This is a genomic window from Parageobacillus thermantarcticus, from assembly GCF_900111865.1.
Lineage (GTDB): Bacteria > Bacillota > Bacilli > Bacillales > Anoxybacillaceae > Parageobacillus > Parageobacillus thermantarcticus.
The window spans coordinates 24569-36618 of sequence record NZ_FOJS01000011.1 but is presented as its reverse complement, the minus strand read 5'-3'; the positions used below and the strand labels follow the sequence as shown (position 1 = coordinate 36618).

Below are 12050 nucleotides of genomic sequence, written 5' to 3'. Positions count from 1 at the left end.
ATTGTTTCAATGTTCAATCGGCTGTTTTCGTTCATCAAGCGTGAAGCCTTCTCCAAGTACGTCATGAACGTCAGTGACCGCGACGAACGCGTGGGGATCGACGGAAATAATGACGCTTTTCAAACGCGGCAGTTCGTTTTTCGCGACAACGCAATACAATACATCGCGATCGCGTTTCGTATAAGAGCCTTGCCCTTTTAAAACCGTTACGCCGCGGTCCATTTCCGTTAAAATTTTGGTGGCAATTTCCTCGCTTTTTTCCGAAATAATCATCGCTCCTTTTGCTGCATAGCCGCCTTCCTGCATAAAATCGATGACGCGAGCGGCGATAAACACCGCAACAAGCGTATACATCGCCTCGCGGTAAGAAAGGTAAAGCAAAGAAAGCGTAATGACGGCCGCATCAAATGTAAACATCGTTTTTCCCATGCTGATTCCTTTATATTTATAGACGAGTCTAGCGATAATATCGACGCCGCCCGTTGTTCCGCCGTAGCGGAAAATAATGCCGAGGCCGACGCCGATAAAGACGCCGGCGAACAATGCGGCCAACGTCATATCATGCTTCAGCGGCATATGGATGGCATAGCGTTGAAAAATCCAAAGAAAGAGAGAAACGGCAACAGTTCCGATTATGGTGTATAAAAACGTATGGCGGCCGAGCAACTTCCAGCCGATAAAAAAGAGCGGAATGTTTAATGCCAAGTTTGTATAGGACGGATCGATGCCAAATAAAAAGTAAAGCAGCAGCGTAATTCCGGTAAAGCCACCTTCCGCCAAGTTATTTTGCATGTTGAAATGAACAATCCCAAATGCGAAAATGGCGGCACCAAACAAAATGAAAATGATATTTTTTATTTTTAATCCGAAAACCATATGCTACCTCCGTTTCCATAATAGTCGGCGCCCTTAATTATAGAGGAAGTTGTACACACAAGCAACGAGCAGGCGCGGCACGCAAAAATATTTGTCAAAAACGTTGCTTTCCGCTAACATGAAAACATGAGAGGTGACGTTCATGCAAGAAAAGACGATAAAGCAGCTGCAACAAGAAGTCGACGAATATATTGGCCAGTTTAAAGAAGGATATTTCAGCCCGCTTGCCATGCTAGCAAGACTGACGGAAGAGCTTGGTGAGCTGGCGCGGGAAGTCAATCATTATTATGGCGAAAAACCGAAAAAACAGACGGAAAAAGAAAAAACGATCGAAGAAGAACTTGGTGATTTGTTATTTGTCCTTATTTGTTTTGCCAACTCCCTCGATATCGACTTGCAACAAGCGCATGATATGGTAATGGAAAAGTTTCGCACGCGCGATAAAGATCGTTGGACGCGAAAAGAAAAGGAGGAAGCATAATGGAAGCGATTCGCATCGTCATTGCCGGTCCGCGCGGCCGAATGGGACGTGAAGCGGTTTCGCTTGTCCAAAAAACCGAACATTTTCAACTTGTCGGTGTCATTGACCGGAAAAACGACGGAGGAGATTTAGCGGATGTGGAAGGATTTTCGGGTGTTCACGCCCCGATTTACACCGATGCGGCCCGCTGCTTTCAAGAAGTGAAGCCGGATGTACTCATTGATTTAACAACGCCGGAAGCTGGAAAAAGACATACGGAAATCGCGCTTCAATACGGAGTCCGTCCTGTCGTCGGCACGACCGGCTTTACCAACGAAGATATTCAACGTTTGACCAAGTTAGCAGAAGAAAAAGAAATCGGGGCGATCATTGCGCCAAACTTTGCGGTCGGCGCCATTTTAATGATGAAATTTGCGCAAATGGCAGCAAAATATTTTCCGGATGTCGAAATTATCGAATTACATCACGATCAAAAACTGGACGCTCCATCTGGAACAGCTGTGAAAACGGCCCAGCTTATTTCGATGGTGCGCCCGTCGAAAAAACAAGGACATCCGGACGAGAAGGAGACGCTCGCTGGAGCGCGCGGCGCGACATATGACGGCATACCGATTCATAGCGTTCGCCTTCCGGGGCTTATCGCCCATCAAGAAGTGATTTTTGGCGGAAATGGACAAGCGTTGACGATTCGCCATGATTCGTTTAACCGCGCTTCTTTCATGTCTGGAGTCAAATTGTCAGTGGAAACGGTCATGAAGTTACATACGCTCGTATACGGTTTGGAACATATTATCGAGTAGAGCGGCAAGAAGTGTGAAGAAATAAGCGGGGGTGCTATTGTGAGAATCGCGTTGATCGCGCATGATAAAAAGAAGGCAGATATGATTGAATTTGTGACTGCCTACCAGCCGATTTTAGAACGACATGAACTGTATGCGACGGGTACGACAGGATTGCGCATTCAAGAAGCGACAGGGCTGCCGGTGCATCGCTTTCAATCGGGACCATATGGCGGTGATCAAGAAATTGGTGCAATGATCGCCCGCAACGAAATGGATATGGTGATCTTTTTCCGCGATCCGCTGACGGCGCAGCCGCATGAGCCGGATGTCAGTGCGCTCATTCGTTTATGCGATGTCTATTCCGTGCCGCTTGCGACAAATATGGGAACGGCGGAAATTTTAATTAAAGGGCTAGAGCGCGGCGATTTTGCGTGGAGAAATATTGTTCGCGGGAGAAAAGGTGAGACAAATGGAATATGAGCAACTACATATATTGGCGTTCGGTGCCCATCCGGATGATGTGGAGATCGGGATGGGCGGAACGATTGCGAAATATGCGAAAAAAGGGTATCGCATTGGCATTTGCGATTTAACGCTGGCCGAGTTATCGTCGAACGGAACGGTGGAATTGCGGCAAAAAGAAGCGACGGTTGCCGCGAATATATTAGGAGTTGCCGCGAGAATCAACCTCGGGCTTCCGGATCGCGGCTTGCACCCGACCGAGGAAGCGATTCGCAGCATCGTTTCTGTCATTCGCCGATACCGACCGCTCGTTGTGTTTGCCCCTTATTGGGTGGACCGGCATCCGGATCATGGGCATTGCGCTCGGCTTGTCGAAGAGGCGGTGTTTTCCGCCGGCATCCGCCGCTACAAAACAGAACCGGACTTGCCGGCGCATCGCGTTCCATCTGTTTATTATTACATGATTAACGCGTGGGAACGTCCGCATTTTGTTATCGACATTAGCGATACAATCGACAAAAAAATAGCTAGTTTGCGCGCTTATGAAAGCCAGTTTACCAAAACGGCAGGATCTGTCGACACGCCGCTTACAGACGGCTATATCGACATGGTGGAAAGCCGTGAACGGTTGTTAGGAAAAGAAGTCGGCGTCATGTTTGCCGAAGGATTTTTCGCGAAAAAACCGCTTAAAATTTTCAATGATTTGCTGGGAGTGTGACAATGAAGCTAAAAATAGGAATCGTTTGTTATCCGACGGTAGGAGGCTCTGGCGTTGTCGCTACCGAGTTAGGAAAATTGCTGGCGGAAAAAGGGCATGAAATTCATTTTATTTCTTCGAGCATGCCGTTTCGCCTCAATAAGGTGTATGGCAACATTTATTATCATGAAGTAAGCGTCAATCAATATTCCGTGTTTCAATATCCGCCATATGATTTAGCGCTGGCGAGCAAAATCGCCGAAGTGGCGAAGCGGGAGCAGCTTGACGTGCTGCATGCCCACTACGCCGTCCCGCACGCCGTTTGCGCTGTATTAGCGCGGCAAATGGTAGGCGGAAAGTTAAAGATTGTTACGACATTGCACGGAACGGACATTACTGTGCTCGGCTATGACCCGTCGTTAAGCGATATGATCAAATTCGGCATTGAACAATCGGATGCCGTCACTGCCGTTTCGAACGCGCTCGTCCGCCAGACGTATGAGCTTCTTGACGTGCAAAAGCCGATTCACACTGTTTATAACTTTGTTGATGAGCGTGTATACCAGAAAAAAAATGTCGATCATTTAAAGAAGGAATATGGCATTGATGAGAACGAAAAAGTCGTCATTCATGTATCGAACTTTCGGAAAGTCAAACGCGTTCCCGATGTCGTGCGCGCATTTTCTCTCATTCGCAAACAGCTGCCGGCAAAACTGCTGCTTGTCGGCGACGGCCCGGAAATGACGGTCGTCTGCCGTCTTGTGAAAGAGCTTGGGCTTGGCGATGACGTTCGTTTTTTAGGAAAACAAGATAAACTCGATGAATTGTATTCGATTAGCGATGTGAAACTGCTGTTATCCGAAAAAGAAAGCTTCGGCCTTGTGCTATTAGAGGCGATGGCTTGCGGCGTCCCTTGCATCGGCACAGCGATCGGCGGCATTCCGGAAGTGATTGCGGATGGGAAAACGGGATTTTTATGCGAACTCGGAAATGCGGAAGAAGCTGCAAATAAAGCGCTTCGCATTTTAACGGATCAACGCCTCCATACATTGATGGCAACGCAGGCAGTGCAAGCCGTATATGAAAAGTTTCATTCCGCGCACATCGTCAAGCAATATGAAGATATTTATTTTTCACTCGTAAAGGGGTGAAGTGATGAAAGAACCGTTTCAAAAAGCGCTTGGCATTATTCGCGAGCTAAAGAAGCATGGATATGAAGCATATTTTGTCGGCGGAGCGGTGCGCGACTTTTTGTTGAATCGGAACATTGGCGATGTTGATATCGCGACAAGCGCACTGCCGCACGAAGTCATGCAATTGTTCCCGAAAACGATTGATATCGGTTCACAGCATGGCACCGTTGTCGTTATTCATGAGGGAATTCAGTATGAAGTGACGACGTTCCGTACCGATGGAGACTATGAAGACCACCGCCGTCCGGAATCGGTGACGTTCGTCCGTTCCCTTTACGAAGATTTAAAGCGCCGCGATTTCACGATGAACGCGATCGCGATGGATGAAGAAGGAAAGCTGATCGATCCATTTGGCGGGCAAGACGCGATCGCCAATCGCATCATTCGCACGGTCGGCGATCCAAAAGAGCGATTTTCCGAAGATGCGTTAAGAATGATGCGGGCGATCCGGTTTGTCAGTCAGCTCGGATTTTCCCTTGATGAAGAAACGAAGCGGGCGATTATCGAAAACGCTCCGCTTCTTGCCCACATTTCGGTGGAACGGATGACGATGGAATTTGAAAAGCTGTTGGAAGGCCCGTTTGCAAGCCGGGCGTTGTCTTTATTAGTGGAAACGCGGTTGTTTTTCTATTTGCCGATGCTTCGCGACAAAGAAAGCGAACTGCAAACGGCTACCCGCTATGATTGGAGGTTGCTTGATTCACGCGGGCAACGGTGGGCATTTTTATGCTATATCCTTCGCATCGATGCGCCCGCTGGCTTTTTACGGGCATGGAAGTTGCCAAATCGTGTCATTAAAGAAGTGGAGACGGTTTTGCGGATTGTGCAAACGACTCATTCCGATCGCGATTGGACGAAAGAGCGATTGTTTGCATGCGGGCTGGAGCATGCGATTGCCGCGGAAACGGTTCGCGCGGTAGCGAACGGTGAAAATGTAGACGAGCGTCGCAAAAAGTTGCGCGAATTGTTTATGTCCCTTCCAATCAAAACAAAAAGCGAATTAGCGGTGCGCGGACATGACATTATGAAATGGTTTGGCAAACCGGGAGGGCCTTGGGTAAAAGAGATATTGGCGCTCATCGAGCGAGCGGTGATTCACGAGGAAGTAGAAAACCATAAGGAGCGGATTCACGAATGGCTCATTCATCGCAATCTGATACGCGAAGAAAATTGTTAGAGCTGTTTTCCGAAGCAAATGGAAATTTTATTTCTGGACAAAAAATTAGCGAAATGCTCGGTTGTTCGCGGACGGCTGTTTGGAAACATATCGAAGAGCTGCGGAAGGAAGGCTTTGAATTAGAAGCGGTGCGCCGCCTCGGCTACCGCATCGTAAAAACCCCTGATAAAGTGACGGCAAATGAAATTCAGCTTGGTTTAAAGACAAAAACGTTCGGCCGCCATATCCATTTCGAAGAAGAAGTAACATCGACGCAGCAGATCGCTTTAAAACTCGCGTATGAAGGCGCGAAAGAAGGAACGCTGGTGATCGCTGAACAGCAAACGGCCGGACGTGGGCGGATGGACCGCAAATGGTTTTCTCCGAAAGGAACGGGAATATGGATGAGCCTCATTTTGCGCCCGCCGATTCCGCCGCAAAAGGCGCCGCAGCTTACGTTGCTGACCGCCGTTGCGATTGCGCAAGCGATTCAGGAAGTGACGAATATCGTCCCTGACATTAAATGGCCGAACGATATTTTAATCAACGGAAAAAAATGTGTCGGCATTTTAACGGAATTGCAAGCAGACCCTGATCGGATTCATTCGGTCATTATTGGCATGGGCATTAACGTCAACCAAACGATCGAGCAATTTCCGGAAGAAATCCGCGCGATTGCCACGTCGCTCTCGATCGAAAAAGGAGAGCGCATTCAACGCGCAAAGCTTATCCAAGAAATTTTATTGCGGCTCGAAAGATTATATGAACAATATTTGCAATATGGATTCCGCCCGATTAAACTATTATGGGAAGGATATGCGACAAGCATCGGAAAAGAAATTGTCGCCCGGACGTTAACCGGGACGATGAAAGGAATTGCGCTCGGCATTACCGATGAAGGCGTGCTTATGCTAGAAGACGAAGACAAGCAGATTCATTATATTCACTCCGCTGATATTCAGTTATAATTATCCATCTAGAAAAATTGTGACAATTTTGTTAAAATACAAACGAACAAGGAAAAGGGCAGTATCTTTTGCGAAAGAACTGCACCAAGCAAGTAAGAACAACAAGTCAATAACAAAACGCGATCTGCCTTGATCCTTAGAAGGACTTGGACAGAGGGATGAACTCAGCCGATGGTTGCCATAGGTGTCCTTCTTTCTCAAGGTAGAGAAAGAAGGTTTTTTTGTTCGGTGATTCATCTCCTCTGTGACAAAAGAGGAGGGATAGATGATGAAAACGAAAACCGATTTTTTCCGAATGAAGCAAGCGAATGAGCCGATTGTCATGCTGACTGCTTACGATTTCCCGTCGGCGAAACTAGCAGAAGCGGCGGGAGTGGATATGATTTTAGTCGGCGATTCGCTCGGGATGGTCGTTTTAGGGTATGATTCGACAATACCTGTTACTGTGGAAGAAATGATTCATCATACGAAAGCGGTTCGTCGCGGAGCGCCAAATACGTTTATCGTTACTGACATGCCGTTTATGTCTTATCATTTATCCATGGAAGAAGCGCTTCGCAATGCGCAACGCATTATGCAGCAATCGGGAGCGAACGCGGTAAAAATCGAAGGCGCCGATGACGTTGTCAACGTTATTCGTGCGCTTACAAAAGCGGGAGTTCCTGTTATTTCTCATCTTGGGCTTACTCCGCAGTCTGTCGGGGTGCTTGGCGGCTATAAAGTGCAAGGAAAAGACGCGGAAAGCGCCCGGAAGCTAATGGAAGACGCAAAATTGTGCGAAAAAGCCGGCGCAATCGCTCTCGTTTTGGAATGTGTGCCGAAACAAATTGCCGCAGAAATTACAAAGCAGTTAACGATTCCGACGATCGGCATCGGCGCCGGCGATGAAGTGGATGGCCAAGTGCTTGTCTATCATGACGTGCTCGGATATGGAGTGGACCGCGTTCCGAAATTCGTGAAAAAATACGCTAATATTCAAGAAACGATTTCCCACGCGCTTGCCAACTACGTCGCTGATGTGAAGTTGCGGCGGTTTCCAGAAGCCGCTCATGCGTTTACGATGAAAGAAGAAGAATGGGTTGCCCTATACGGAGGAAAACAATCATGATTGTGACAACGAAAGTGCAAGACATGCAAACGATGATGCAGCAATATCGACTTGAGGGAAAAACGATCGGCTTTGTGCCGACGATGGGATATTTGCATGAAGGGCACGTTGCTCTCATTAAAAAAGCGCGTGAGGAAAACGATATCGTCGCATTAAGCGTTTTTGTCAATCCGCTTCAGTTTGGGCCAAATGAAGATTTTGCGCGATACCCGCGCGATATCGAGCGCGATGAGCGCATCGCAAAAGAAAACGGCGTTGACGTTTTCTTTTGCCCGAGTGTAGAGGAAATGTATCCGCGCCCATTAAGCGTGCAAGTGGTCGTGAAAGAGCGCGTCGACGTGCTTTGCGGAAAATCAAGACCGGGCCATTTCGACGGCGTTGCTACCGTCTTGACGAAATTGTTTCACATTGTCATGCCGACCCGCGCTTATTTTGGAATGAAGGACGCGCAGCAAGTCGCCGTGGTTGACGGACTGATTCGTGATTTTCATTTTCCAATCGAATTAGTTGCTGTGCCGACTGTTCGCGAAGAAGACGGCCTTGCGAAAAGTTCCCGGAATATTTACTTATCGCCGGAAGAACGAAAAGAGGCACCGGCGCTCTACCAAGCGCTGCAACGGGCGAAACAGGCAATCGAAAACGGAGAGCGCCATCCGGAGACGGTTTGTGCATTAGTGAAAGATTATATTCAAGCGAATACAAGTGCGGAGATCGATTATGTGGAAATTTACGCTTATCCGGAATTAAAGCCGCTTGAAAAGCTACGCGGGAAAGTGATCATTGCCGTTGCTGTTCGCTTTGCTAACGCCCGTCTCATCGATAATATCGTAATGGATGTAAAGTGACGCTATTGGGGGGATTTCTTCATGTTTCGCACATTAATGAACGCGAAAATTCACCGCGCTCGCGTAACGGAGGCAAATTTGAACTACGTTGGCAGCATTACGATCGATGCCGATATTTTGGATGCGGTCGGCATGGTTGCTAATGAAAAAGTGCAAATTGTCAACAATAATAACGGAGCGCGTTTTGAAACGTATATTATTCCCGGCGAGCGCGGCAGCGGGGTATTTTGTTTGAATGGCGCCGCCGCCCGCCTTGTGCAAAAAGGGGATGTTATTATTGTGATTTCCTACGCGCTCGTTCCTGAGGAAAAAATCGCCGAACATCGTCCGAAAATCGCGATTATGGACGAGAACAATCGCATTCAGCAGCTCATTGTCGATGAACCGGCACATACGGTTTTATAATAAAAGAAAGGGGCTATTTCGCGTGCGAAAAGGCCCCTTTCGTTACGCTTTTTTGTTTTGAGGTGACGATATGAAAGACCGGTTTGTAATCGTAGATTTAGAAACAACAGGGAATGTTCCGAAAAAAGGCGACCGCATTATCCAGCTTGGCATGGTAGTCGTGGAAAACGGGCAGATTGTCGCTCGTTTCTCGAGTTTTTTTAACCCAGAGCGGGATATTCCGCCATTTGTGCAGCAGTTAACGAACATTAATGAGCAAATGGTCGCTGATGCGCCGATTTTTGCCGAAAAAGCGGCGAAAATCGTCGACATGTTGCAGCAATCTTATTTTGTTGCCCATAATGTTTCGTTTGATTTGCAATTTTTGCAGGAAGAGTTACAAATGGCGGGATTTCCTCCATTTGCAGGGCCGACGATCGATACGGTCGAACTTGCCCGCATTGTTTTTCCGGATGCTGAAAGCTATAAATTAGGAGACTTAGCAAAACTGCTGCATATTACCCATGACCAACCGCATCACGCTGACAGCGATGCAGAAGTCACCGCTAAATTATTTATCGCGTTATTGGACCGTTTGCGCCGGTTGCCGCTTGCGACGCTGCAGCATTTAAAGCGGTTGTCGCCCTATTTAAAAAGCGATTTATATTCGTTGATGGACAATATGGTGATGGAAAAGATGGCATCTTTAGCCGATGAGAAGTCATATATGTTTTACCATGGCGTTGCCCTAAAAAAACCTGCTCCCATGCCAAAAAAAGAGGAGGACGGCAACGAGCGGGCCTCGTTTGCCGAGTTTTTTGCCGGCCCGCATACGCTTCCGCTTGATCATTATGAAAGACGAGATGGGCAATGGGAAATGATGAAGCTCGTTTATGAAGCGCTCGAAACGTCGCAGCACGCTTTAGTCGAAGCGGGGACAGGCATTGGCAAATCGCTGGCGTATTTAATTCCAAGCGCTTTTTTCGCGCATGAGCGGAGAAAACGCGTCGTGATTAGCACGCATACGCTTCAGCTGCAACAGCAGCTTCTTGAGCGCGACATCCCTTTCGTAAAAACGATTGTTCCGTTTCCGCTTCGCGTAGCGGTGCTGAAAGGAAAGCGCAATTATCTTTCATTGGATAAGTTCGTCGCTTTTTTGCGGGAGCATCATCAAAACTATGATGTTGTATTGTTGAAATGCCAGCTTCTTGTTTGGCTGACGAAAACGGAAACAGGAGATATGGACGAGTTGAACGTCTCATCCGGCGCGCGTTTATTTTGGCCATTGCTGTTTATGGATGAGGAAGATAACGGCGGCAAATATAATTTCTTTTTACGAGCGAAACAGCGTGCGGAAGAAGCCGATATTGTGATCACTAACCACGCGTTTTTATTGCATGACGTTACTGCTTCTACACCGCTTTTGCCTGATTATGAGCATATAGTGATTGATGAGGCGCACCATCTCGAAGATGTGGCGTCCCATTATTTTGGGCAACAAGTCGATTATGTTTCGATTCGTTTGCTATTAACAAGAATTGGAAAAATAAATGAAAACGGTTCGCTGGCGAAGTTAATGAAATTATTTGAACGGTATCATTTGAGCGCGAACGATCGTTTTTTGCGTTGTGAGCGGCTTGTGGAAGAACTGCAGTTTGAATGTGACGAGCTGTTTCGCATGATGCGCCGTTATGCGTTAAACAAGAAGCCGGCGGAATCGGGGCGCTGCCGCTATCGCGTGGAGCCAAAAAAAGAAAGCGGCCGCCAATGGAGCGCGATGAAAGAACTGTTATGGCGGGTACGCGATCATGTTGCCCAGCTTGTCGACGAAACAATGCGATTGCGGGCAATTTTCAAACAAAACGAAATGGAAACTATGCCCGATAAGTCCTGTTCGTATTTTTCCGACGTTTCCTCTTTGAACAACATTGTCGATGCATTGTTCGATTTAATGGAAAGCGATGATCCAATGGTCGTGCGATGGATCGAAGCGGAAGAAAAGGGAGCGGCAAACGCCACGGCGATTTATTCACAGCCGATTCAGCTCGATGAATTTTTTGCCGAACGGCTGTTTATGCGAAAAAAAAGCGTTGTGCTTACATCAGCGACATTAACGATGAATGACAGTTTCGCATATATGATATCCCGTCTCGGATTAAGCGACTTTTATCCAATTTGCCAAACAATTCCATCTCCGTTTTCGTATAAAGAACAAGCGATTTTAATGATTCCGAGCGATTTTCCATCCATTTCTTCTGTATCATTAGAAGAATATGCCTCCGCCGTTGCCGAAGGGGTAGCGCAAATTGCTGAACAAATTAAAGGGAAAATGCTTGTGCTTTTTACTTCTTACGAGCTGTTGCGATTGACTGCCGCCGCGATGAATATGGATGAACGAAGCGGGGAATATGTATTGATCGCCCAAGGAGTACAAAGCGGCAGTGCGGCAAAACTGACAAGAGCGTTTCAACAGTTTGAACAAGCGATTTTGTTTGGAACAAGCAATTTTTGGGAAGGAGTCGATTTGCCTGGTGACGAGCTGTCTGTAGTGGTGATTGTCCGTTTGCCATTTGCGCCACCGGACGACCCGGTCATCGCGGCAAAGAGCGAGCATATTCGCGCTAAAGGTGGAAATCCTTTTTACGAACTTTCCCTTCCGGAAGCGGTACTCCGCTTCAAACAAGGGTTCGGAAGACTGGTTCGCACGAAAAAAGATAAAGGAGCGGTGTTTGTACTTGATCGCCGCCTTACGTCTGCTTCATACGGAAAATATTTTTTAAATTCGTTGCCGCCGCTTACCGTTTATGAACAATCGCTTGATCAACTTTTGCAAAAACTAGAAAAATGGCTATGATAGATAAATGAACGGAAAACGGCGTAAGCTATAACTAGTTGGACTAGCCGTTAATCCGCTTAGAGAATTGCAGCAAAAAAGCGCCTTGCTTGCGCATATATGGAAGCAAGGCGCGATGAAAAGTGGTGTAGGCGGGCAATTTTTTTATGAAATAAACAGGCGAACCTGTTATAATAATAAGGAAACACAACATGTCATATTGCTGTTGTATTTGTATTGTTGCCGTTGTGCTTTGTTCGTATAA

The 12050-nt window shown here is 47.2% G+C and carries 12 protein-coding genes; 11 read left to right on the top strand and 1 reads right to left on the bottom strand.

Features of this window, described 5'->3' with window-relative positions:
• Positions 1–6 precede the first annotated feature (6 nt).
• The gene (locus BM278_RS07815; RefSeq protein WP_090948796.1) at positions 7–876 is read right to left on the bottom strand and encodes a YitT family protein; all 870 of its coding nucleotides are present in this window, start codon (positions 874–876) and stop codon (positions 7–9) included.
• 142 nt (positions 877–1018) lie between these two features.
• Between BM278_RS07815 and BM278_RS07810 the strand changes: the two genes are divergently transcribed.
• From BM278_RS07810 to dinG, 11 genes are all read left to right on the top strand, one after another.
• Positions 1019–1357 (top strand): nucleotide pyrophosphohydrolase, encoded by a 339-nt coding sequence (locus BM278_RS07810; protein ID WP_090948795.1) that lies wholly within the window; start codon positions 1019–1021, stop codon positions 1355–1357.
• A complete protein-coding gene (gene dapB, locus BM278_RS07805; RefSeq protein ID WP_090948794.1) occupies positions 1357–2157 on the top strand; it encodes a 4-hydroxy-tetrahydrodipicolinate reductase in 801 nt (266 codons plus the stop codon). Before BM278_RS07810 ends, dapB begins: the two co-directional genes overlap by 1 nt.
• Before the next feature lie 39 nt (positions 2158–2196).
• On the top strand, positions 2197–2619 hold the full coding sequence (mgsA, locus tag BM278_RS07800) for a methylglyoxal synthase (RefSeq protein WP_090948793.1): 423 nt from the start codon (positions 2197–2199) through the stop codon (positions 2617–2619).
• Complete coding sequence (gene bshB1 / locus BM278_RS07795; RefSeq protein ID WP_208601770.1) at positions 2609–3319, top strand: bacillithiol biosynthesis deacetylase BshB1; 711 nt, start codon at positions 2609–2611, stop codon at positions 3317–3319. Before mgsA ends, bshB1 begins: the two co-directional genes overlap by 11 nt.
• Before the next feature lie 2 nt (positions 3320–3321).
• Entirely contained in the window at positions 3322–4449 is a 1128-nt protein-coding gene (gene bshA / locus BM278_RS07790; RefSeq protein WP_090948791.1) for an N-acetyl-alpha-D-glucosaminyl L-malate synthase BshA, read from the top strand.
• Positions 4450–4453: 4 nt separating this feature from the next.
• Complete coding sequence (locus BM278_RS07785; RefSeq protein WP_090948790.1) at positions 4454–5668, top strand: CCA tRNA nucleotidyltransferase; 1215 nt, start codon at positions 4454–4456, stop codon at positions 5666–5668.
• On the top strand, positions 5626–6615 hold the full coding sequence (locus tag BM278_RS07780) for a biotin--[acetyl-CoA-carboxylase] ligase (protein WP_090948789.1): 990 nt from the start codon (positions 5626–5628) through the stop codon (positions 6613–6615). The genes BM278_RS07785 and BM278_RS07780 overlap by 43 nt, the downstream gene beginning before the upstream one ends.
• 268 nt (positions 6616–6883) lie before the next feature.
• Positions 6884–7723, top strand: coding sequence for a 3-methyl-2-oxobutanoate hydroxymethyltransferase (gene panB, locus BM278_RS07775; RefSeq protein WP_090948788.1), 840 nt, complete (start codon positions 6884–6886; stop codon positions 7721–7723).
• Positions 7720–8568 (top strand): pantoate--beta-alanine ligase, encoded by an 849-nt coding sequence (gene panC, locus BM278_RS07770; protein ID WP_090948787.1) that lies wholly within the window; start codon positions 7720–7722, stop codon positions 8566–8568. The genes panB and panC overlap by 4 nt, the downstream gene beginning before the upstream one ends.
• Positions 8569–8589: 21 nt before the next feature.
• Positions 8590–8973 carry an aspartate 1-decarboxylase gene (gene panD / locus BM278_RS07765; RefSeq protein ID WP_090948786.1) on the top strand — a complete coding sequence of 128 codons (384 nt, stop codon included), beginning with the start codon at positions 8590–8592 and terminating at the stop codon, positions 8971–8973.
• A 70-nt stretch (positions 8974–9043) separates the two neighbouring features.
• Positions 9044–11806, top strand: a complete 2763-nt coding sequence (gene dinG / locus BM278_RS07760) for an ATP-dependent DNA helicase DinG (RefSeq protein WP_090948785.1) — start codon at positions 9044–9046, stop codon at positions 11804–11806.
• Positions 11807–12050: the final 244 nt, after the last annotated feature.

Coding starts and splice junctions, on each gene's coding strand:
- BM278_RS07815 (WP_090948796.1), bottom strand. CDS start 876: ATGGTTTTCGGATTAAAAATAAAAAATATCATTTTCATTTTGTTTGGT.
- BM278_RS07810 (WP_090948795.1), top strand. CDS start 1,019: ATGCAAGAAAAGACGATAAAGCAGCTGCAACAAGAAGTCGACGAATAT.
- dapB (WP_090948794.1), top strand. CDS start 1,357: ATGGAAGCGATTCGCATCGTCATTGCCGGTCCGCGCGGCCGAATGGGA.
- bshB1 (WP_208601770.1), top strand. CDS start 2,609: ATGGAATATGAGCAACTACATATATTGGCGTTCGGTGCCCATCCGGAT.
- bshA (WP_090948791.1), top strand. CDS start 3,322: ATGAAGCTAAAAATAGGAATCGTTTGTTATCCGACGGTAGGAGGCTCT.
- BM278_RS07785 (WP_090948790.1), top strand. CDS start 4,454: ATGAAAGAACCGTTTCAAAAAGCGCTTGGCATTATTCGCGAGCTAAAG.
- BM278_RS07780 (WP_090948789.1), top strand. CDS start 5,626: ATGGCTCATTCATCGCAATCTGATACGCGAAGAAAATTGTTAGAGCTG.
- panB (WP_090948788.1), top strand. CDS start 6,884: ATGAAAACGAAAACCGATTTTTTCCGAATGAAGCAAGCGAATGAGCCG.
- panC (WP_090948787.1), top strand. CDS start 7,720: ATGATTGTGACAACGAAAGTGCAAGACATGCAAACGATGATGCAGCAA.
- panD (WP_090948786.1), top strand. CDS start 8,590: ATGTTTCGCACATTAATGAACGCGAAAATTCACCGCGCTCGCGTAACG.
- dinG (WP_090948785.1), top strand. CDS start 9,044: ATGAAAGACCGGTTTGTAATCGTAGATTTAGAAACAACAGGGAATGTT.